This window comes from Sediminibacterium sp. C3 (genome assembly GCF_000508085.1).
Lineage (GTDB): Bacteria > Bacteroidota > Bacteroidia > Chitinophagales > Chitinophagaceae > Sediminibacterium.
Genome location: NZ_KI669560.1, coordinates 761,069 through 783,303, shown reverse-complemented (window position 1 = coordinate 783,303; position 22,235 = coordinate 761,069). Strand labels below are relative to the sequence as shown.

General features: G+C 38.0%; 16 protein-coding genes. 8 read left to right on the top strand and 8 right to left on the bottom strand.

Annotation, left to right across the window (positions count from 1 at the left end):
• Positions 1–33: 33 nt before the first annotated feature.
• Positions 34–2,055, bottom strand: a complete 2,022-nt coding sequence (gene ftsH / locus F777_RS15635; RefSeq protein ID WP_051408414.1) for an ATP-dependent zinc metalloprotease FtsH — start codon at positions 2,053–2,055, stop codon at positions 34–36.
• Between the two features lie 54 nt (positions 2,056–2,109).
• A complete protein-coding gene (gene rsfS, locus F777_RS0103650; RefSeq protein WP_026750847.1) occupies positions 2,110–2,514 on the bottom strand; it encodes a ribosome silencing factor in 405 nt (134 codons plus the stop codon).
• Between rsfS and F777_RS0103645 the strand changes: the two genes are divergently transcribed.
• Positions 2,499–3,347, top strand: a complete 849-nt coding sequence (locus F777_RS0103645; protein WP_051408413.1) for a biotin--[acetyl-CoA-carboxylase] ligase — start codon at positions 2,499–2,501, stop codon at positions 3,345–3,347. The two genes, rsfS and F777_RS0103645, sit on opposite strands and share 16 nt — an antisense overlap.
• On the opposite strand, the gene F777_RS0103640 is transcribed toward F777_RS0103645, so the two are convergent.
• Entirely contained in the window at positions 3,337–4,077 is a 741-nt protein-coding gene (locus tag F777_RS0103640; RefSeq protein ID WP_051408412.1) for a LytR/AlgR family response regulator transcription factor, read from the bottom strand. The two genes, F777_RS0103645 and F777_RS0103640, sit on opposite strands and share 11 nt — an antisense overlap.
• A gap of 43 nt (positions 4,078–4,120) precedes the next feature.
• Positions 4,121–7,069, bottom strand: coding sequence for a sensor histidine kinase (locus F777_RS0103635; protein WP_026750844.1), 2,949 nt, complete (start codon positions 7,067–7,069; stop codon positions 4,121–4,123).
• A 289-nt stretch (positions 7,070–7,358) separates the two neighbouring features.
• On the opposite strand from F777_RS0103635, the gene selD reads away from it, so the two are divergent.
• Positions 7,359–8,408 carry a selenide, water dikinase SelD gene (gene selD / locus F777_RS15630; protein WP_037369106.1) on the top strand — a complete coding sequence of 350 codons (1,050 nt, stop codon included), beginning with the start codon at positions 7,359–7,361 and terminating at the stop codon, positions 8,406–8,408.
• Positions 8,409–8,416: 8 nt separating this feature from the next.
• Here the strand turns inward: selD and F777_RS0103620 are convergent, their stop codons facing one another.
• Together F777_RS0103620 and F777_RS17155 are read right to left on the bottom strand one after the other, a co-directional pair.
• Positions 8,417–8,851: an IPExxxVDY family protein gene (locus tag F777_RS0103620; RefSeq protein WP_026750843.1), complete on the bottom strand. Its 435-nt coding sequence runs from the start codon at positions 8,849–8,851 to the stop codon at positions 8,417–8,419.
• A gap of 8 nt (positions 8,852–8,859) precedes the next feature.
• Positions 8,860–10,503 (bottom strand): M28 family peptidase, encoded by a 1,644-nt coding sequence (locus F777_RS17155; protein WP_051408411.1) that lies wholly within the window; start codon positions 10,501–10,503, stop codon positions 8,860–8,862.
• A 127-nt stretch (positions 10,504–10,630) separates the two neighbouring features.
• On the opposite strand from F777_RS17155, the gene feoB reads away from it, so the two are divergent.
• On the top strand, positions 10,631–12,742 hold the full coding sequence (feoB, locus tag F777_RS0103610; protein ID WP_026750842.1) for a ferrous iron transport protein B: 2,112 nt from the start codon (positions 10,631–10,633) through the stop codon (positions 12,740–12,742).
• On the opposite strand, the gene F777_RS0103605 is transcribed toward feoB, so the two are convergent.
• Positions 12,739–13,986 carry a GAF domain-containing sensor histidine kinase gene (locus F777_RS0103605; RefSeq protein WP_026750841.1) on the bottom strand — a complete coding sequence of 416 codons (1,248 nt, stop codon included), beginning with the start codon at positions 13,984–13,986 and terminating at the stop codon, positions 12,739–12,741. The genes feoB and F777_RS0103605 overlap by 4 nt on opposite strands.
• A gap of 71 nt (positions 13,987–14,057) precedes the next feature.
• The gene (bcp, locus tag F777_RS0103600; RefSeq protein ID WP_026750840.1) at positions 14,058–14,525 is read right to left on the bottom strand and encodes a thioredoxin-dependent thiol peroxidase; all 468 of its coding nucleotides are present in this window, start codon (positions 14,523–14,525) and stop codon (positions 14,058–14,060) included.
• 96 nt (positions 14,526–14,621) lie between these two features.
• Here bcp and carB point away from each other — a divergent pair, with 96 nt between their 5' ends.
• The 5 genes from carB to F777_RS0103575 all read left to right on the top strand — a co-directional run bounded on the left by carB (position 14,622) and on the right by F777_RS0103575 (position 22,204).
• Complete coding sequence (gene carB / locus F777_RS15620) at positions 14,622–16,268, top strand: carbamoyl-phosphate synthase large subunit (protein ID WP_037369798.1); 1,647 nt, start codon at positions 14,622–14,624, stop codon at positions 16,266–16,268.
• A gap of 105 nt (positions 16,269–16,373) precedes the next feature.
• The gene (locus F777_RS0103590; RefSeq protein WP_026750839.1) at positions 16,374–19,745 is read left to right on the top strand and encodes a glycosyltransferase; all 3,372 of its coding nucleotides are present in this window, start codon (positions 16,374–16,376) and stop codon (positions 19,743–19,745) included.
• Between the two features lie 42 nt (positions 19,746–19,787).
• Positions 19,788–20,750: a transketolase family protein gene (locus F777_RS0103585; protein WP_026750838.1), complete on the top strand. Its 963-nt coding sequence runs from the start codon at positions 19,788–19,790 to the stop codon at positions 20,748–20,750.
• Positions 20,751–20,856: 106 nt separating this feature from the next.
• Positions 20,857–21,942 (top strand): PAS domain-containing protein, encoded by a 1,086-nt coding sequence (locus F777_RS0103580; protein WP_026750837.1) that lies wholly within the window; start codon positions 20,857–20,859, stop codon positions 21,940–21,942.
• Complete coding sequence (locus tag F777_RS0103575; RefSeq protein WP_026750484.1) at positions 21,911–22,204, top strand: transposase; 294 nt, start codon at positions 21,911–21,913, stop codon at positions 22,202–22,204. The genes F777_RS0103580 and F777_RS0103575 overlap by 32 nt, the downstream gene beginning before the upstream one ends.
• Positions 22,205–22,235: the final 31 nt, after the last annotated feature.

The window sequence follows — 22,235 nt, the reverse complement described above, 5'->3', positions numbered from 1 at the left end:
ATTTTTTTAAAATATTTTCTCTAGCTGTAGACATTAAATAGTTGTTGATTCTGCATTACCGGGATTATTTTCACCTGCTTCCACTTCCAGAATTTTTTTCTCTTCAAATGGTCGCTTCCCTATCAGGCTTTCAACATCACTCTTATGTAATACTTCTTTCTCCAGCAATTCTTTTGCCAAGCGCTCCACTTCAGTTCTGCGTTCTCTTAGAAGATCTAAGGTTCTCTGGTAGGCCTGATCTATAATCCCTCTTACTTCCTCATCAATAATTTTACCCGTTTCTTCACTGTAAGGCTTGGTAAAAGTATTTTCCTGTGATGGATCATAAAAGCTCACATTACCCACTTTCTTATTCATACCATAAGCAGTAACCATACTATAGGCAATTCGAGTGATTTGCTGTAGGTCATTGGCCGCACCCGTTGATATTTTTCCGAAGAAGATTTCTTCAGCAGCCCTTCCTCCCAATGTCATACAAATCTGATCCATTAACTGATCAGTATTGTATAAGTATTGCTCTGTTGGGGTATACTGTGCATAACCCAATGCAGCCGTACCTCTTGGCACAATGGTTACTTTTAGCAAAGGATAAGCATGCTCCAGGAACCATCCACAAACTGCATGTCCTGCTTCGTGGTAAGCAATAATTGATTTCTCATGAGGAGCTATAATCTTATTCTTCTTCTCCAAACCGCCGATTACACGGTCAATAGCATCCTGAAAGTCACTCATATCTACCGCATCTTTCCCTTTACGTGCTGCAATCAAGGCTGCTTCGTTACATACATTGGCAATATCGGCACCTGCAAAACCAGGTGTTTGTTCTGCCAGCTTATGCAGATCTAATGTTTCAGAAACCTTAATAGGTCCTAAATGTACTTTAAGGATAGCTTCGCGTCCTTTAACATCTGGCTTGTCTATGGAAATCTGTCTGTCGAAACGACCTGGTCTTAATAAGGCACTGTCCAGTACATCAGGTCGGTTGGTTGCTGCGAGAATAATAATTCCGGTATCTCCGCCGAACCCATCCATCTCCACCAATAACTGATTCAGCGTGTTTTCTCTTTCGTCATTACTCATGATGGCATTTCTTCCTCTCGCTCTACCAATTGCATCAATTTCATCAATGAATATGATACAAGGCGCTTTTTCCCTTGCCTGTTTAAATAAATCTCTAACTCTGGATGCCCCAACTCCTACGAACATCTCTACGAAATCAGATCCACTTAAACTGAAGAACGGAACCTGTGCTTCACCAGCCATTGCTTTGGCCAATAAGGTTTTACCCGTTCCCGGAGGACCCACCAGCAATGCTCCCTTTGGGATCTTACCCCCTAATGAGGTATATTTTTTAGGCTGTTTCAAAAAGTCTACAATCTCCATCACTTCTACTTTGGCTTCATCCAATCCTGCCACATCCGCAAATGTGATGTTAACCTTGGCTCCCTTATCAAATAAGGTTGCTTTAGACTTACCAATATTGAAAATGCCTCCTGGCCCACCACCACCGGGTCCACCACCACCCATTTTACGCATTAATAACACCCAAACGCCAATAATGAGTAATAAGGAAAACATGGTATTAAAAATAGGTCCAAACCATTCCGGGTCTGATACTGCTTTCTCAGGAATCCTGGTAAGTTCAGGATGAGAAACATATACTTCTTTCAAATCATCCTTGAAATTCTTTACATCCCCAGTTAATTCAAACTCAAACAGAGGAACATTCTGAACTTTGGCCTTGTCTTTACTTAAATCCTTTTTGAACTTGGTTACGTAAAAATCCTTGGAAAGTCGGTCTGACTTAATATAGACCCTTACTTTCTCTTTATTTTTTACAATATCAATTTTCTGTACATCCCCAGGAATCAACATCTGATCAATGAACTCCTGTTGACTGGTTGGTGCAAGATCCGGAGACATACGCATGAACTGCATAGAAAGCAGAATGATTGCAATAATGGCATAAATCCAGTATATCGTAAACTTAGGCCCTTTCTTTTGACCATCTCCCTTATCGGGACTTATTTTTGGTAACGGGTTATTTTGTGACATAGCTTCTTACGTGATATATAATAATGATTGAGCCCTTTTAAAAGTTTGTTAATATCAGGACTCATGCATTTGTGAAGCAGCATCGCTCCACATTTCTTCTAATTTATAAAAGTTTCTGGCTTCGGGATGCATTACATGCACCACTACATTGATATAATCTATCAATACCCACTGCGCTGCCTGTTTACCCTCATGGCGATAAGGGATTTCACCACAAAGTTTTTTTGCCTGATCTTCCACATAATCAGCAATTGCCTTTATCTGTGTGGTACTGCTTGCTTCACAAACAATAAAAAAATCTGCCGAGGCCTCTGGAATTTTCCTAAGGTCTAAACTGATAATGTTTTCGCCTTTTTTATCCAAAATTGCCTGGATGATTGTTTTAAAAAGCTTAGAATTTTTAGTCAGTCTGGTAACTGTTTTTTTCTCGCGGGATTTCAATAGTGAAAGAGGTTCCAAATAGCTTCAGTATTTTATTAAAAAAATTTCATGTTAACTTCGTCAAAAATAGTAATTCTTTGGCAGGTTCAGGTGTTAAAACTGTGATAGGAATACCGTTTATCCACCTTTCCGAGATAAACAGTACCAACATCTATGCCATGGAACAAGTTCAGGCAAAATTGGCTGAGCACGGAACTGTTTTTTTTGCCGATCTACAAACTGCCGGAAAAGGTCAAATGGGTAAAAAATGGGAATCCGAAGCCGGTAAAAACCTTCTCATATCCGTTGTACTTAATACTTCCTCGCTTAATATGGGAGATCAGTTTGCGCTGAGTGCTGCAGTGGCGCTGGCAACCCATGATTTTTTATCTGTCTATATTCGCCAGGATCTGACCATAAAATGGCCAAACGATTTGTACTGGGGTGACAGAAAGGCAGGAGGCATATTAATAGAAAACCAAATTAGCGGGGGTATTTGGACGCACGCGATTGCAGGCATCGGGATTAATATCAATCAAACCCAATTTCCGGGAACTACCTCCCGGGCTGTCTCATTACGGCAGATTACCGGAAAGCAATACAATGCGGTTGAATTGGCCAAAGAGCTTTGTTTTTACATAGAAAAAAGATTCCATCAGCTGCTGATTTCAGACGGCAGTATTAAAATAATCAACGACTATAACCGGGTATTATACAAAAAAGGGGAAATGGTAAAGCTGAAAACCGGAAACAGTTCTGCCAGATATACCATACAGCAAGTTGACAGGCTGGGCTTATTATATGTTTCCGGAGGAATCCCCATGCAGTTTTCACATGGAACCGTTGAATGGATAATAGAAACTAAGCAGTAAACCTTTCAATAAGAAGCGTTTTTTTATCCTGAGCTAGCTGAACCTGCGATTCATTGCTCATGACAAGTAGAAAATCACGCTTATCAATTCTTTTAATATGATTCAGGTTTACCAAATAACTTCTGTGCGCTCTGAAAAAAGGGGCTTCCGTCTCCAGATACTCAAACTCTGCCAGTTTTTTGGTGATGGTTAAAACTCCATGCGACACTGTTACAATTTTTGTGTAACTACCCTCTGCCTGAATGAATATAATATCATCCTGGTTTACTACATAAATAGTTTCAGAAGTTTGCAAAACTACTTTTCGCTCGTTTTGCAAATTAAAATTTTCTCTTAATACCTTGTATTGTACAGGTGTGGGAAGATTGAAGTTTATTTTACGCAAAGCCCTCTTCATATGCTCCAGCCTTACTGGTTTCAAAATATAATCTACCGCAGAGCTCTCAAAGGCTTTTAAAGAATATTCACTATATGCGGTAACAAAAATAATTTTAAACCATATCTGTTGTTCATCAAAAAAATCCAATAGTTCAAACCCACTGTAACCAGGCATATCTATATCGAGAAATATCAAATCGGGTTTAAAACGATTGATCATTTTTACTGCTTCAGGCACATTACCGCAATCTGCCAAAACCAGTACTTCTTCAAAATGCTCATTCAGCATTCCTCTCAATGCTTTACAGGCATTGGGTTCGTCATCAACAATAATAGCTTTTATTGGACTCATATATTCCGAAGTTAAACATTCCCATGTGTATTAGAAAAGCCTTTTATAAATCAAGCTTATCTATTTCATATCTGGGTATAAATATATGAATTACCGTTCCGGATGGATAATTATGCTCATCAAACTGATCTGTTACATCATGCAGTATCTTTTGTTTATAAAGCCTGTTAAACAAATCAATTCTTTCTGAAATCGCCTTGGTTGCAAAGCTTTGTGGCTTGCTTTTATTTCTTTGATTAATTAGGGCAGATTGTTTTCTTCCAATTCCGTTATCAATTATATACACATTAAGGCCCTCTTCTGACTGATTGAATTGAAGTACCAGTTTTTTGGGTCCGGCTTTATGCATGAGTCCGTGCTTAACTGCATTTTCAGCAAAGGGCTGTAAAAGCATGGATGGAATAATTAAATCTGCAGGATCATCTTGTAAGCAAAGCTCAATTTTATACTCAAAATTTTTATCGAATCTTGCTTTTTCCAGTTCAAGATATAAGGATAGGTTTTCTATTTCTTCCTTCAGTGAATGGTGTTGACGGTCGCTGGATTGCAAGGTTTTACGCATTAGGTCACTGAAATTAGCCAGCAAATTTCCTACTTCTGCCTTGCGATTATCATACAGGAGGCCTTGCACCGTATTGAGTACATTGTAAATGAAATGTGGATTCATCTGAGATCTTATTGCCACCAGCTGACTTTTAAATAATCTTTCCTTGAGTCCTTGTCTCAATATTAAACGCTTAGACCAGACTTTGAAAAAAAGGTAAATGAGAAATCCAGTTAATATCAACACCAGTAATATAAACCACCAACGCAGCCAGAAAGGATGAAGAATGGTAAACTTAAAACTCTTTAACTTACTTTCATAAATTCCATTTTTATCATAGGCCTGAATTTTAAACTCATACCTCCCGGGCGGTAATTGATAAAAATTGAGATTGCCAATATTATAACTCAATATTTTCCAACTCGTATCAATTCCTACTAATTTATATCGGTAAAGTAAATTAGTAGGAATCTTGTACTGAATGGCATCGAAATTAAAGCTGATATTATTTTGATCTGCTGAAAGTTCCTGCATATTATTCAGTTCAATTCCATTGGATACTGCCTTCAATACAGGAAAATAAATTGATTCATTAACAGGTTTACCTCTGTAGTCATTTACTACCAAACCTACCGTAGTAGCTAAAATCAGTTTCCTTGGATGAAGCGAAAAATCATTAACAGTAAGTCCAGCCAAGCCATATTCATCCAGAAGATTGGTAATGGAACCTGTTTTTAAATCAATAATCTGCAGAGTCTCATCTGTATTAACCCAGATTTTACCATCTCTTTCAGCAATCGATTTTATATTATTACTCTTTAAACCATTTCCAGTGTAAAACCGTTGAATAATTTTATCATTTTTTATCACATAAAGTCCTTCATTAGAAGTTCCTGCCAATAACAATAAATCACTTGTTTCAAATAAGGTTCTGGCAACTATTTTCTGATTATTCTTTTTCCTTACAATAAAGGTGCTATCACTGAAACAGTATCTATATAAATCATCATAGTATGCAATCCAGAAATATTTTCCTGTTTTTGATAACAGTGTTTTAGAGCTTCTGGCATTTCTGAAAACGGGAATACGCAGACCTTTCCTGAAAATATTTTCCTTCATATAATGACTATACAAAGGAATCCCAGTTGTATCTGGTGTGATATCAGGATTTTTACCCAATGGATTATTTAATACATAGGTTCTATTATAGGAAGCAACAATCAAATTTTTATTAGGGTCTCTAAAAACACTCTTGCCATAATCTGATACCCTGATGGGTTTATTTGTGCGAAAGTTGATGATACCTCTGTTTGAAAACACTACTTTATCACTTGCATCATAATTGAGAAACTGGATTTCAGTTGAAATAGGTAGCTCATAATGCATTCTGCTTTCGTTTGTCAAGTTAAATGCAGTAATCATGCCCTTTGTATTTCCTGTTACGATGGTATCATTATTTATTGTTGTTACTCTTGAAATATTATCAAACCCGTTACCAACATTAATGGTGTACTGTTTATTGTTTAATGATGGGCACACAAATAACCCATTATCCAGGGTACTGACCCAATAATTACCCTGATAATCTTTTACTACATCCGTAATACTTTGATTCGGAAAAATCAGATTGGTTTTCCCGGTCTCTACATTCCACAAATAGGCTCCCGTCTGTGTGCATATCCATTGTTCAGATTCAGATGTAGAGGCAAAGTGAAATACGAGTACATTATCCGCCACCTCAAAAGGTTTTGTTAGTTTAAGTATTCCATTTTTTACCGTAAATGCAGGAAGTCTTGATTTTCCAATCTGAGTGCCATAAATATATTTTCCTGAAGACATCATCCGCGTATCATTATAAATGAATGATGTTTTAGTCCATGCTGGTTTTCTGGACGGATAAGTAAATATCCATCCTTTGGCGCCGTAGGCTACCACTTCCTCTCCATTTCTTATAAGTGAAGTAATTCCCAGATACTCAGGTGAATAAATGCGTTCAATGGTTTCTCCGGTATGTTTATTGATCTGATAAAGATTTTCGAGTGAGGCAAACCAGATATGATCTTTAGTGGCTGTGTAATTCACAATTACCGATTCATTTTTTACTCTTTTGTCCTTAAAATGATAATTACGAAGTGTATCATTCCGCAGAGAAAATAATTCTTTATAAAAATTCATACACCATATAGTGCCCTGATCATCCTGTTGCAAATAACTTACCGATTGCATACTGGTTACATCAAATGGTACTTTTACGAATAACCTCCCATTAAATTTAAATAAGCCTTTATCTGTTGCCAGCCAGATATATCCCTTATTGTCTGCCAGCATATCATAGATAACCTGTGTAGGTAACTGAGCAGGATAGTTGAATTTCTGAACATAAGGAAATTGTGCATTTAATGAAATTGCCCCAGCCAATAAACCAATCAATAGAATGAAATACCTCATGTAGCATCAATTAAAGAACAATATAATATAAATGGCTCATTTTAAATCACTTGAGGCCTTTATGAAAGAAATGGGGGGGTTCATGAAAGAAATGGGGGGATTCGTGTAAAATCTTAAATCTGCATTAAAAAATGAAACAACTTTACACTGTTACCGAACAGTATTTTATTTCAAATTAATATTTAACCGCGTAACATTGGGGGGTAAGAAAGCTGCATTGTCAATTGCAGCTTTCTTCATTTTTAGCCATATCCCATTATTTGACTTTACTTTTGCTGAAATTACCGGCATGTCAGCAATCAAATTAACGCAATACTCTCATGGTGCAGGTTGTGGATGTAAAATAGCACCCGCTGTATTAGACACAATTCTCCGATCAGACATCATGCCAATCCATTATCCTAATTTATTGGTAGGCAACTCCAGCAAAGATGATGCAGCAGTATATGATATGGGGAATGGAATGGGATTAATCAGTACTACCGATTTCTTTATGCCCATTGTAGATGATCCATATCAGTTTGGAAGAATTGCTGCAGCCAACGCAATCAGTGACATATATGCAATGGGAGGGCAACCGATAATGGCCATTGCCATTTTGGGTTGGCCAATTGAAAAATTAGGGCCTGAGATTGCCCAGAGAGTAATTGAAGGGGGCAGAAGTATTTGTGCGGAAGCAGGAATTCCACTTGCAGGAGGTCATAGTGTGGATACTACCGAACCCATTTTTGGATTATCAGTTAACGGCACTGTATCTCTTAATCATCTGAAAAAAAACAATACTGCAGAGGATGGAGACCTGCTGTATCTGACCAAACCGCTTGGTGTTGGAATACTTTCCACTGCCCAGAAAAAAGAAGTATTGGAAGAAGAAGACTTTACCCTTCTTTTAGAACAGTTAAATAAATTAAATAAAATTGGACAACTATTAGGCCCTTTAGCGTCGGTTCATGCTATGACTGATGTAACTGGTTTTGGACTGATTGGTCATCTGATGGAAATGGCAGAAGGTAGTAATTTGGGAGCCACTGTTTATTACAATCAAGTACCCATTATTGAAGCCAGTAAAAAGTATTTGGCAAAAAGAATTGTTCCGGATGCAACTTACCGGAACTGGAATGCTTACAGCAGTCAGGTGGCATTTGAGAAAGGAGTGGATGTAATGCAGGCTTTTTCAATATTGCCGGATCCACAAACCAACGGGGGGCTGCTCATTGCCGTTTCTCCAGCCGAAAGAGAAGATTTTGAATCCCTATTAAAGGCACAGAACCTGAGCGAATTTGCTAACCCAATAGGACAGTTTCATGAAAAGGGGGAAAAAAGAATCGTTGTGTCCTGAATCAGACTCTAAAAAACCATATTCCCTTTGTTTTTAATCTGTTCGTTGGTTAATTCAGCCACCAGCTGAACTCCTGATAAATTACGTACTGTATTTTTTATCCAGTTGCATTTTTCATCATCCACCCAATCGTATTTCATTAACCACAAAAAATCCATATGCTTGAATTCAGGAAGTAAATATTCGCCGTCATATTGATTCTGGTATAAATAATGAGTAAGCGGAGAATTATACTCTTTGAACTGATAAATGGAAAAGAAGTAGTTCCGGTTTTTTTTAAATAATTGAATTTCCAGTTCAGGGTTGAGCCTGAAATCGTATCCCAGACTGGCGTTGAGCTGCATACAGAATTGATAATTCTTAATTGTAGCTGTTATACCTAATAGACGGGTTTCTTCAAAGAAGTCTTCGTTTAATTCATCAACATCCAGTTTTAACTTCATAGAATAAATTAGAATTCTATTTCAACAGTAATTTCTTCTGTTCCTCTTTTATATGTCAATCTGGTCTTATCTCCTTTTTTAAATTTAGACAGCGATTGCATATAACTGTTTACATCCACAAACTTATAGTCTCCTAACTGCAAAAGCACATCTCCGGCTTTTAAACCAATTTTATCAGCCAGTTTACCTGCACTGGCTCCATCAATCCTCATACCTGTTCCGGTATATCCATAATCAGGAATCACACCAAGACTAACCGTAAAACGGGTACTTCTTCCCATTTGTTGTTCTCTTGTTTTATTAAATTCAATTTTACCTTTTGTATCAGTGGTTTCAACAATTTTATACACTAGTTGCACAATTTCATTGATTCCCTTGTAGTTAATTTTTTCCCAATCATCCGAAGCCTTATGGTAATCGGGATGACTACCAGTAAAGAAAAATAATACCGGAATATCCTTTCTATAGAAACTGGCATGATCACTGGGACCTGTACCGGCGCTATCCAATTTAAAGGCAAGATTCTTAGCAAGTTCTGGAACCGTATTGCCCCATACAGGAGAAGTTCCATATCCACCAATCGTCAATTTTCTTGCAGTATCATACCTGCCCACCATATCCATATTAATCATGTAGTTGGTTGAGGTTTGAATGGTTGGATTTTCCAGCCAGTATTTGCTTCCCATTAAGCCAAGTTCCTCACCTGAAAAATGCATCAGCAAATAATTATTCTGCTTAGGAGACTGTAATTTCAACTTTCTTGCCAATTCAAGCAAGGCAGCAGTTCCACTTGCATTGTCATCTGCGCCATTATGTACTTCATGTACAGCATCCAGTGCGTTCTTATCTTCCCCATACCCTAAATGATCATAATGCGCTCCCAACACAACTGTATTAGCAGCATTGTTATTTATATAAGCAATTATATTTCTTGCTTTTCTGACTTTACTACTCATGGAAACCTGTAATTCTATCTGTAAACTCGCTGACAGATCAGAAAAGTATTTTTTTACTGCTGCTGGTTTCACATAGATTACAGGAATTGATAATGGCTGAGAAGCATCGTTTTTATTAAATTGTACATTATCTACTTGGGATCCTGAATTGTAAATGATAAATGCAGTTGCCTTTTTAGCTGCAGCATCATTCACCAGTTTTTTGATAGCTTCCTCAATATCAAAATGAGGATTCTGCTTATTTTCTTCCAGCAACTCTTTCAAGTCTTTGAACCAGGGCTGTCCAGGCTCTGACAATGCCAATGCTGGCTTTCCCTGGGCTGATTTTCTGGCGCTGAATGCCATTGGAAAGTATTCATCCTGCAAAACCAGGGACTGCCCGTTTATTTTGAAAGCATTTTTTTCATCCAATTGTAATCCTTCATTAATTTCAAACTCCTGCACAAATCCATTGCTTCCCTTAGGTTCAATGCCCAGATTTTTATACTGCCCTATAATGTATTCCATTGCCAGCAACTCACCCGCTGTACCGGTTCTTCTTCCCTCCAGTTTATCATCTGCCAGGTACTGCACATGTTTTTGCAAATTGGATTCTGTTAATATATTTTCCTTTTCTGCCGCAATCCTTAACTTTCGCTTACTTTGAGCCTCTGCAAAAACTGGCAAAATCAACAATACTAGCATCCACTTTTTCATAATTCAAAATCTTTATGGCACAAAAGTAAGCAGGGCAGGGTAGATATTCGCAATAGAAATGTCATCATATGGATTCTGTTCCCAAACTCGTAACCAACTGAGCCTTCAGCCTCCTACTTTTGCATTCTTGAAACAAGACAAGATCCATATTGCGTTGGTTGGGAATCCCAACAGTGGGAAAAGTTCTCTATTTAATGCCTTTACCGGCCTGAATCAGCAGGTAGGTAATTTTCCAGGTGTAACCGTTGATAAAAAAACAGGTGTTTTTAATTTAGAAGATAACCGATCTGCGGAATTGATTGACCTGCCGGGGACCTATAGTTTATATCCCCGAAGGGCAGATGAATGGGTTTCCTATAAAGTATTAATGGGGGCCGACCCAGATATTCAACCCGATTTGATTGTTTTGGTAGCTGATGCCAGTAATTTAAAACGCAATCTCTTGTTTTGCTCACAGATTATCGATTTAAAAATCCCTGTTGTCATGGCTTTAACCATGAATGACCTGGCAGCAAAAAAAGATATTAAAATAGATATCGGAGGTTTGGCTGCAGATCTGGGAATACCGGTAGTAGCAGTGAATCCAAGAAAGAATAAAGGGCTGAGTGAGTTAAAAAAAGTGATTTCAAAAATACAGTTGGATACAGGTAATAAGTTTCGTGATTTTCTAGATACTGCTACCCTGGCTCCTTCGGCTGTTGCTAAAGTAAAATCTATATTTCCCGACTGGAGCGATTATGCCTGTATTCACCAGCTAATAAATTACCATGACTTGCTCTCCGACGAGGAAGAAAAGAACAGATTGAATCGTATCATTTCGGAAGAACAATTCAATACCACCAAAACGCAGGCAGAAGAAATTATGCAGCGGTATACCCGCATCCGTCAGATTATGCAGAAAAACGTAATTGAGACTGGTCCACTCGAAAAAAAACTATTTACCGAGAAACTAGACAATGTATTGCTGCATAAAACCTGGGGGTACCTGATTCTATTGACGGTTTTATTTTTATTATTCCAAAGTATTTTCTGGCTGGCCACCTATCCAATGGATGGAATTGAGTGGGCATTTGCTGCCATAGCCGGATGGCTTTCAGATAACCTGCCCGAAATATGGTGGAGCAACTTACTCATCAATGGCTTTATTGCAGGTTTAAGTGGCATTCTCGTTTTTGTACCTCAGATCATGATTCTATTTGGATTAATTACCATTCTGGAAGACACTGGCTATATGGCAAGAATCAGTTTTCTGAGTGATAAGCTAATGAGAAAAGTAGGCCTGAACGGCAAAAGCGTAATGCCCATGATCAGCAGCTTTGCCTGTGCGGTTCCAGCCATCATGGGAGCAAGAAATATTGAAAACAAAAAAGAAAGATTACTTACCATTTTGGTTACTCCATTAATGAGTTGTAGTGCGAGGCTGCCAGTTTACACCATTTTAATAGCACTAGTAATTGAAGAAAAATACTATTTAGGATTTTTGAGTTTGCAGGGACTAGTAATGATGGGGTTATACTTATTAGGTACGGTTATGGCTTTGTTGGTTAGCTACGTAATGAAATTCTTTATTCAAATTAAAGAAAAGAGCTTCTTTATTCTGGAATTACCCATGTACCGGGCTCCTCGATGGAAAAATGCCGGAATTACTATGGTAGAAAAAGCAAGAATCTTTGTTACTGATGCAGGAAAAGTAATTATGGTCATCAGTCTGCTCTTGTGGTTTTTAAGTTCCTTTGGACCTGGCAACAGAATGGAAGAAACCAGCGCCAAATACGAAAGTCTTATTCAACTCCATCCTTTACAGGAAGACTCTTTAAAAAAACAACTGAATACCGAATTGCTGGCTAACTCATACGCAGGTGTCTTAGGCAAGTCCATTGAGCCGGCAATTACACCGCTTGGGTATGATTGGAAAATTGGTATCGCATTAATTACCTCTTTTGCGGCAAGAGAGGTATTTGTTGGAACAATGGCTACCTTGTATAGTGTGGATGAAGAAGATGACCAAAGTCTCCGTGAAAAATTACAATCAGCAACTTATTCAAATGGCGATAAAGTTTACACACTGGCAACCGGACTTTCCTTAATGGTATTCTATGTACTTGCCATGCAGTGCATGAGTACGCTGGCTGTAGTAAAAAGAGAAACAAAAACCTGGAAATGGCCTGTAATTCAATTAATATACATGACCATACTGGCCTATGGAATGAGCTGGTTGGTTTATAACCTATTCAATTAATGATTGAAATAGAGATAAACGGATGTTCCTTTATCCAATGTTGACTCTACTTTAATGGTACCACCTAAAATTTGAATAAAGTCTTTTGTTAGAATCAAACCCAAACCAGAACCCTTTTCATTGCCTGTACCGGTAGTACTTTGGTAATGCTCTCCATCAAACAATTTCGACTTAATTTCTTCGGTCATTCCAACTCCTGTATCACTAACGGACATCGTAACCTGATTGTCTTCTTTGTGTGCATACACTGTTATAACACCTTCCTTGGTAAACTTATTGGCATTACTAATCAGGTTTCTCAGGATGAAACGCATGGCATTGATTTCAGATTTAATAAATAAATCTTCGTCTACCAGATTAACCATAATATTTGACTTCAGGGATGCCATGATTTCAAAACTCTTAAACATATTGCTGACCAGGGTTCTCATATGCACTTTTTCCTTCTCAAACCCTTGTCCACGCATTTGCATAGATCCCCAGTCTACCAGGTTGTTCAACAATTCAACCGTACCGTCAATTTGTTTTCCAGCCATATTCATTAATTCAACAGAATCGTGTTGACTGAGTATTTTTTTAGCATTCAGTTCAATGATTGACTTTACAGCGCCTATTGGATTTCTTACGTCATGTGCAATAATCGAGAGAATTCGATTTTGCATCTCCATTTGTTGTTGTAGCTTTTCCTGTTGCTGCTCCAATTGTTTATTTAGTAAATTCTGGTCGAGCAATTTCACTACCTGACGAGCTAGTGTCTGCAAAGTATAGAGCTGTACATCGTTTAATTTTCTGGGTTGTGTATCCATCACAGAAATGGTACCCACTTTAAATCCATTGCTATTGATTAACGGAACTCCTGTGTAAAATCTTATATATGGAGAATCAACTACCAGAGGATTATCCAAGAACCTTTCATCAGTTGCAGCATCGGGAATCTCAAAAACAGCAGCATCTGAATTAATAGTGTGCCCGCAGAATGAAATGTCTCTTGGAAACTCATTTACTTCAATTCCCAGCTTTGCCTTAAACCATTGTCGTTTCTGATCAATCAGAGAAACCAGTGCAATAGGGGTATTACAGATTGTTGCCGCCAGTTGAACCACGTCATTGAACTCATCTTCGTATGAAGTATCCAGTACTTCATACCGATAAAGCTCTTTCAAACGCCTATTATCGTCTGATGGTATTTGCGGGGGTACCATAAACAAATTGATTTGTTTGAGCGGCTCTTTCTTTTTGGGCATCAAAAGCTGGTTTGTCCGTGCTTTTAACGCTTAAAAAGTCATTTTATTGGCTTTAACATTTAAAAAATATATTAATTGTCTTCCCAGGCAGCCAATACCTCTTCTGTATGATTCTTTGTATCTGGCTTCGCAATAATTTTGCGTATAACACCCTGTTCATCAATTAAAAATGTAGTTCTGGTTGTTCCCATATAGGTTCTGCCCATAAACTTCTTCTCTCCCCATAAATTGTATTTATCTACAATCTTTTTTTCTTCATCAGAAATCAATGGGAATGGCAGATCGTATTTTTCCTGAAATTTCTTATGGCTTTTGACACTGTCCACACTCACTCCAACTACCTGAAATCCTTTATCAATAAGGATTTTATAGTTATCCTTTAAATTACATGCCTGTGCTGTACAACCTGGAGTATCATCTTTTGGATAAAAATAAAGAATTACTTTTTTGCCTTTGAAATCAGATAGGGAAACCATATTCCCGTTTTGATCAGGGGCCTTAAATGCCGGCGCCTTGCTTCCTTCTTTTAAAACTGCCATACTTTATGTAACATTTATATTTTTGAAAAGGTTTTATTTTTTCTTCACATTAACTGCATCAGTCTTACATTTGCACAATTTATCTATACAACTACTATGCCTAAAGATCAATCAATCAAAACGGTACTCATCATAGGTTCTGGGCCTATTATCATTGGACAAGCTTGTGAATTTGACTATTCAGGCTCTCAGGCAGCCAGAAGTCTCCGTGAAGAGGGCATAAAAGTAATACTTATTAACAGTAATCCTGCTACCATTATGACTGACCCCATGATGGCAGATAAGGTTTACCTGTTACCATTAACAGTTGAAAGCATTGAACAGATCCTGGCTGAAAATAATATTGATGCCGTATTACCTACCATGGGAGGCCAGACTGCACTGAATCTCTGTAAAGAAGCCGATGAACTGGGGATATGGGAAAAATACAACTGCCGTTTAATTGGGGTGGATGTGGCTGCCATTGATACTGCTGAAGACAGAGAGCAGTTCAGACAACTGATGGTGAAAATTGGCATGGCAGTAGCTCCAAGCCGCGTTGCCAACAGCTTTTTGGAAGGAAAGGAATTTGCGCAGGAAATAGGTTTCCCACTGGTTATTCGCCCTTCATTCACCCTGGGCGGTACAGGTGGCGGATTTGTACATAGCAAGGATGATCTGGATGCTGCATTGGAAAAAGGATTGAAAGCATCCCCTATACATGAAGTACTGGTTGAGAAAGCAGTATTGGGCTGGAAAGAATATGAACTAGAGTTATTAAGAGATGTTAATGATAATGTAGTAATCATTTGTACTGTTGAGAACCTCGATCCAATGGGAGTTCATACCGGAGACTCTATTACCGTTGCTCCTGCTATGACTCTCAGCGATACTGCATTCCAGGAAATGAGAAATAAAGCCATCCTGATGATGCGCTCTCTGGGCAATTTTGCCGGAGGTTGTAATGTTCAATTCGCCTTAAACCCGGCAACTGAAGAATTAATAGCGGTTGAAATCAACCCAAGAGTAAGCCGTTCCTCTGCGCTTGCTTCCAAAGCAACCGGATATCCTATTGCCAAGATTGCTGCAAAACTGGCTATCGGATACTCTCTTGCTGAATTAAAAAACCAGATTACCAAAACAACTTCTGCTTATTTTGAACCGGCACTGGATTATGTAATTGTAAAAGTTCCCCGTTGGAATTTTGACAAATTCAAAGGCGCAAATGATACACTTGGACTACAGATGAAAAGTGTAGGTGAAGTAATGGCCATTGGAAGAAGCTTCCCTGAAGCTTTGCAAAAAGCCTGTCAAAGCCTGGAAAATGAAGCAGTAGGTCTGGGTTATTACGGTAAGAGTTTAATGAAAAGCGAAGAACTGGTAGAATATATTAAAACTCCGAAATGGGACAGAATCTTCCGAATCAAAGACGCTTTAATGCAGGGTTCTACCGTAAAATCCATAGCTCAGGCAACAGGTATTGACCGCTGGTTCCTGTTTCAGATTCAGGAAATCTGCAATTTAGAAAAAGCCATTGCTAGCCATACTTTAGATAGTTTACCCGCTGAATTGTTGAAAGAAGCTAAAAAAATGGGCTTTGGAGATCTTCAAATTGCCAGAATACTTAGCGGGAATTGTCATGAAGATGAAGTGTACGAAAAGAGAAAACAACTGGGTATTACCCGTGTTTATAAAATGGTAGATACTTGTGCGGCTGAATTTGAGGCTCAGACCCCCTATTTCTACAGCACTTTTGAAGGATAGAACCTGACCGGTTTGCTTAAAAATTTATACCACCTGGTTGGTAGTATTACTGCCATTGAATGGCATTAACTTTGTATATACTATCTATTAATTTTTAAGCAATTCATGAGCAAAGCTTCACAACAGGTTTTTCAAACCAATAATCCAAGCAGATGGCAACGATTCAAGTGGTCGTTCCGTATTTTGCTGTTCTTATTGGTGATTGCTCTAATTGCAATAATTATAGCGCTTAGAACTGCCTATGTGCCTACTGTACCTATTCTCCAGAGCAGTGTTTTTAAACAAATCTTAGTTGATGACTATAGCCCGGACTCTTTAGCAAAGGAATATCAGGGTTTCAGGAAATTCATAGATGATAAATGGGCTGCTGGTAACGGATGCGGCCAAAACGATAGCGCTATACGTCTTTCTAATTCAAAATTCTTCAGCGACTCCTTGGGTATAAGAGCAGCATTTTATGTTGACTGGGACCCACAGGCTTATTTCTCACTCAGAAGAAATATTCAGAAACTAAACCTGGTTTTACCAGAATGGCTGTTTTTTGACCCCAAGGGTGATTCCATGGTTATTCGAAAAGAAAAAAGAGGGTACGACCTTATTAAGAACACCAAAGGGGTTAGGGTCATGCCCATGCTTACCAATAATGTTAATGGGAAATGGGACGGAGAAGTGGTACGCAGGATTATCAAAGACCCGGTTAAAAGTGAAAAGCTGATTAATGATTTATATAAATGGATAAAATCAGAAGGCTTCACAGGTATCAATATAGATTTTGAAGCATTAGTTGAAAAAGACAACCGGGTACTGACTGGCTTCTTAAAAAAACTGAGTGCCAAATTCCATCAGGGAGGATTGCTTACTTCTATTGATGTGATGCCCTTTAATGATGATTATGATTATAAAGCATTGGCTGAAAATACAGATTACATTTTCTTGATGGCTTACGATCAGTACACTTCCAGTACCAAACCCGGACCTATCAGTGGTCAAAAATGGATTGAAGCTGCCGTAGATCAGATTGTAAAAAAAGTTCCCATACCCAAATTGGTTCTTTGTATTGCCGGGTTTGGTTATGATTGGCCAAAAGGTGGAGAGGGATCGGATGTTACTTATCAGCAGGCTTTGAGTATTGCCAAGGAAAATGGCAGTAAGATTACTTACGATAATGATTCCTATAACCTTTATTTTACTTATAAAGACAAAGTAGGGCATGAAAGAGAAGTTCATTTTACCGATGCTGCTACCAATTTTAATTCCCTCAGATTCGCTACTGAATATGGTTTTGCGGGGACTGCTTTATGGAGAATGGGAAGTGAAGACAGTCGTTTATGGGACTTTTACCACTTGCCCATGAACAAAGCTTCAGTTCAAAAATTCAATTTTGAGGAATTTACAAAAGTAGAAACCAGTAATGATGTAGACTTCATGGGTGAGGGAGAAATACTGGATGTAATTTCAACGCCCACTCCCGGACATATCAGAACAGAACTTGATACAGCATGGATGCTGATATCCGAAGAGTTTTACGACACTTTGCCCTCCATGTTTGTGGTTAAACAGTTTGGGAAATCAACGGAGAAGAAAATGGTATTAACTTTTGATGACGGTCCTCATCCGGTTTATACTAGACAAATTCTGGATATCCTGGATAAATACAACGTCGTAGCTAATTTTTTCATTGTTGGAATTGAGGCAGAGAAGAATATTCCGCTGGTAAAAAGGATTTATAACTCAGGACACGAAATCAGTAACCATACTTTTACGCATCCTAATATGGCTACTGTTAGCAAACAGAGGGCCTATCTGGAAATGGATGCCACAAAGCTACTAATCGAAGCCATTACAGGAAGAAGTACTATCATGTTCAGAGCGCCGTTTAATGCAGACAGTCGTCCTGAAACCATGGAAGAATTAGTTCCGGTAGCTATGAGTAGAACCAAAAACTATCTTACCATAGGAGAAAACATTGATCCGCTTGACTGGCAAATTGACGAGGATAAAAATTTTAATGGAGACAGTATTTTCAATAGAGTTGTTAGAATGAAAGACCGTGGAAATATTATTTTATTACACGATGCAGGAGGAGACAGAAGTGCAACTGTTGACGCACTGCCTAAAATAATAGAGTATTTCCATAAAGAGGGTTATCAATTTACAACAGTTGCAGACTTAATGGGCAAAACCCGTGACGATGTAATGCCTCCTGTACCCAACTATAAAGAAAACTATTTGCTTAGGTTTAATTATTTTCTGGCAGAAGCAGGATATTACCTGGGAAAGTTTTTTAATGCAACCTTTATTTTATTTCTGGTGCTGGGTAGTATACGTTTATTGGCTGTATTGGTTCTGGCAATAAAGGCAAGAAAAAAAGAAAAGAAAAAACAGCTGATGCCTTTAAGAAATAATCCGCTGGTATCAATCATTGTGCCTGCTTACAATGAAGAAGTAAACGCTGTGAGTTCATTGCATAACTTATTGAAGTGTACCTATCCTAATTTTAATATTATTTTTATTGATGATGGTAGTACAGATCAGACCCTATCTATAGTTAAACGGTCATTTGATCAGCATCCGCAGGTTACTATTTTACACAAAGTAAATGGCGGAAAAGCTTCAGCTTTGAATTTTGGCATTGGCCATACAGATGCTTCCATCCTTGTGTGTATTGATGCCGACACAAAGCTGAAACCCGATGCTGTTGAAAAACTGGTAATGCATTTTAATGACGAGGAAATAGGTGCAGTTGCAGGAAATGTAAAAGTTGGCAATGAAATTAATCTGATAACCCGCTGGCAAAGTATTGAATATACTACCAGTCAAAACATGGATAGAAAAGCATTCAGTCTTCTTAACGCCATTACTGTAGTACCGGGAGCCATTGGTGCATTCAGAAAATCGGCTGTGCTGGAAGCAGGTGGTTTTACTCCAGACACACTGGCTGAGGATTGCGATTTAACGATTCGTATTTTACGTGAGGGATATACTATTGCAAATGAAAATAATGCTATTGCGTTAACCGAGGCTCCAGAATCAATAAAACAATTTTTAAAACAAAGATTCCGGTGGACTTTTGGGGTATTGCAGACTTTCTGGAAAAACAGAGATGCCATCTTTAATGTCTCATTCAAAAACCTGGGATTTATTGCCTTACCAGATATTCTGCTTTTCAAATACATTATTCCATTGTTTTCTCCTTTTGCAGACTTACTAATGATTTTGGGATTATTAACTGGCAGTGCAGGAGAGATTGGGTTGTATTACAGCATTTTTCTGGTTGTTGACATGATACTGGCTGCTTTTGCTTTTTCAGGAGAAAATGAGCCTTATTGGAAGCTGATTTGGCTAATTCCGCAAAGAATTATTTATCGCTGGCTATTATTATGGATATTACTTAAAACCATGCGAAAAGCGGTAAAGGGAGAACTTCAACACTGGGGTGTTCTTAAAAGAACAGGAAATGTACAGGAAGCCATATAAAAAAGTGTTTACTTTGCAACTTTCCAGTAAAAATATAACTGTATGAAACTAAAAGATATTCAGGTACTCAATGAAAAAGAAACCCGAGGTGGATTTGGGGAAGGAATACATGAAATAGGCAAAGAAAATCCAAATGTTGTTGTGTTAACAGCTGACCTTGCCGGTTCTTTGAAATTAGGCCCATTTATCAAGGATTTTCCGGATCGTTTTGTACAGGTAGGAATTGCAGAAGCCAATATGATAGGTATTGCGGCTGGTATGACCATCGGTGGTAAAATACCTTATACCACTACTTTTGCTAATTTCAGCACCGGAAGAGTATACGACCAGATTAGACAAAGTGTTGCTTATAGTGAGAAAAACGTAAAAATATGTGCTTCACACGCAGGACTTACTTTAGGGGAAGATGGGGCAACGCACCAGATTCTGGAAGACATTGGCTTAATGAAAATGCTTCCTGGTATGACCGTGATTGTACCCTGCGACTTTAATCAGACAAAAGCAGCTACAAAGGCAATTGCTTCATACAATGGACCGGTTTATCTGCGATTCGGCAGACCCAAATGGCCCAATTTTACAAAGGAAGATGGAAGTGACTTTGTGATTGGTAAAGCACAGCAATTAAGCGAGGGAACCGATATCTCCATTTTTGCCTGCGGTCATATGGTTTGGAAAGCCATTGAAGCCGGTAGGATTCTAGAAGAAAAAGGATTGAGTGTTGAAGTAATTAATATTCATACCATTAAACCATTAGACACAGAAGCAGTATTGGCTTCTATTAAAAAAACCAAATGTGCTGTTACAGTTGAAGAGCACAATATCATTGGTGGATTAGGGGATTCCATTGCACAGGTTGCTGCAAAAAACTTCCCGATACCAATTGAAATGATTGGAACCAATGATACATTTGGGGAAAGCGGAAAACCCACTGAACTATTAACCAAATATGGTTTGGACACACCCAATATTATTACAGCGGCAGAGAAAGCAATTGCCCGAAAATAAACTTTAGAATAAGAAAAGCAAAAGACTGTATTCATACAGTCTTTTTTGTTTTATATATGGTCATTAAACATAAATAAATCGTAAATTGAAATAAGCATCCTGAGTAATGGGTATTCACTTCAATCAACAACAAACAGATATATTATTTCCTTTTCACTTGAAAGTGAGTGTTGATGGGATACTAGTTGGCTGTGGAAAATCTATCAGGAAGATCTTACCTGCTATTCAAAGAGCACCTTTCAGTGATTTTTTTCTGATAGAAGAACTGGAAGATGAGCCAGTAATTTCCTTTATTAAAATGCATTTGCATCAACTGATAAACGTTAGGATAAAGGAAATGCAAAGCATTCATTTAAGGGGACAGTTTGTTTTTTCAGAAACTGACAATTTCTTTGTATTTCTGGGGTCTCCTGCCTTTAATTCAATTAAGGAATTAGAAGAATCAAATCTGGAAGCAAGTGATTTTGCTATTCAGAATCCACAAATAGATTTACTTAAAACATTAAAAGTTAAAGAAGAAGAGGAAGCCATTCGTAATAACTACGAACAAACGCTTTTGTTTGCTCTGGAAAAAATGGGGGATAATGTCTGGTTGCATGATTATAAAAAAAATACAACCAACTTTTCACACAGTAAAAGAGCTTTCATTGAACTTGAGAACAATCATTTAAGCATTGCTGAACAATGGTGGAAAGCTGTTCATGCTGAAGATGTTCCTATTTTAATAGAACAGGACAGAAAATACAGGGATAAGGAGATTGATCACCATAGTTCAGAATACAGAATAAAAGATAAGTTTGGAGATTATAAATGGATTTTAGACAGAGGTATTGTTATAGAGAAGGATGACAATGGATTTCCATTAAAAATTCTGGGGACACATACGGATATAACCAAAATAAAGGAAACAGAAGCTGAATTTACCAAACAAAGGAATTTTTACGAAAGTATATTAAATAATATACCAACAGATATAGTAGTATTAGATAAAAATCATCGCTATCTTTTTGCTAATCCCGTAGGTATAAAGAATCCTGAAATTAGAAAATGGATTATAGGAAAGAATGATCAGGAGTATTGTCAGTATAGAAATTGTCTTAGCCCCCTAAATGACTGGACTGATTTTTTAATTCAGTTTAGAACATTAAATTTAGGGAACCATGAGTACAAAACGTCGAAGTTGGAGTGTTGAACAGAAGCTTCAGCTCATCCAGGAAGTGGATCAGTACGGGCTTACTGAGACGCTACGCAAGCACAATGTGGCACAATCGTTATTCCATCGTTGGAAGAAGGAGTTCAATCAGGATGGGATAGCTGGTTTACGGTCCAAGTATCACACCATTGATCCGGAAGTCAAACAGTTACAGTCTGAGAATGAACGTTTGAAACGGATCATTGCGAACCAGGCTTTGGAGCTTGAGTTCAAAACCGAGCTTTTAAAAAAAAGCCGTTAAAGGTTCAGGATGTAAGATCCTGTATCCAGCT

Coding starts and splice junctions, on each gene's coding strand:
- F777_RS0103585 (WP_026750838.1), top strand. CDS start 19,788: ATGAAACTAAAAGATATTCAGGTACTCAATGAAAAAGAAACCCGAGGT.
- F777_RS0103575 (WP_026750484.1), top strand. CDS start 21,911: ATGAGTACAAAACGTCGAAGTTGGAGTGTTGAACAGAAGCTTCAGCTC.
- F777_RS17155 (WP_051408411.1), bottom strand. CDS start 10,503: ATGAAAAAGTGGATGCTAGTATTGTTGATTTTGCCAGTTTTTGCAGAG.
- F777_RS0103605 (WP_026750841.1), bottom strand. CDS start 13,986: ATGCCCAAAAAGAAAGAGCCGCTCAAACAAATCAATTTGTTTATGGTA.
- F777_RS0103640 (WP_051408412.1), bottom strand. CDS start 4,077: ATGAGTCCAATAAAAGCTATTATTGTTGATGACGAACCCAATGCCTGT.
- F777_RS0103620 (WP_026750843.1), bottom strand. CDS start 8,851: ATGAAGTTAAAACTGGATGTTGATGAATTAAACGAAGACTTCTTTGAA.
- F777_RS0103590 (WP_026750839.1), top strand. CDS start 16,374: ATGAGCAAAGCTTCACAACAGGTTTTTCAAACCAATAATCCAAGCAGA.
- carB (WP_037369798.1), top strand. CDS start 14,622: ATGCCTAAAGATCAATCAATCAAAACGGTACTCATCATAGGTTCTGGG.
- F777_RS0103580 (WP_026750837.1), top strand. CDS start 20,857: ATGGGTATTCACTTCAATCAACAACAAACAGATATATTATTTCCTTTT.
- selD (WP_037369106.1), top strand. CDS start 7,359: ATGTCAGCAATCAAATTAACGCAATACTCTCATGGTGCAGGTTGTGGA.
- ftsH (WP_051408414.1), bottom strand. CDS start 2,055: ATGTCACAAAATAACCCGTTACCAAAAATAAGTCCCGATAAGGGAGAT.
- F777_RS0103635 (WP_026750844.1), bottom strand. CDS start 7,069: ATGAGGTATTTCATTCTATTGATTGGTTTATTGGCTGGGGCAATTTCA.
- bcp (WP_026750840.1), bottom strand. CDS start 14,525: ATGGCAGTTTTAAAAGAAGGAAGCAAGGCGCCGGCATTTAAGGCCCCT.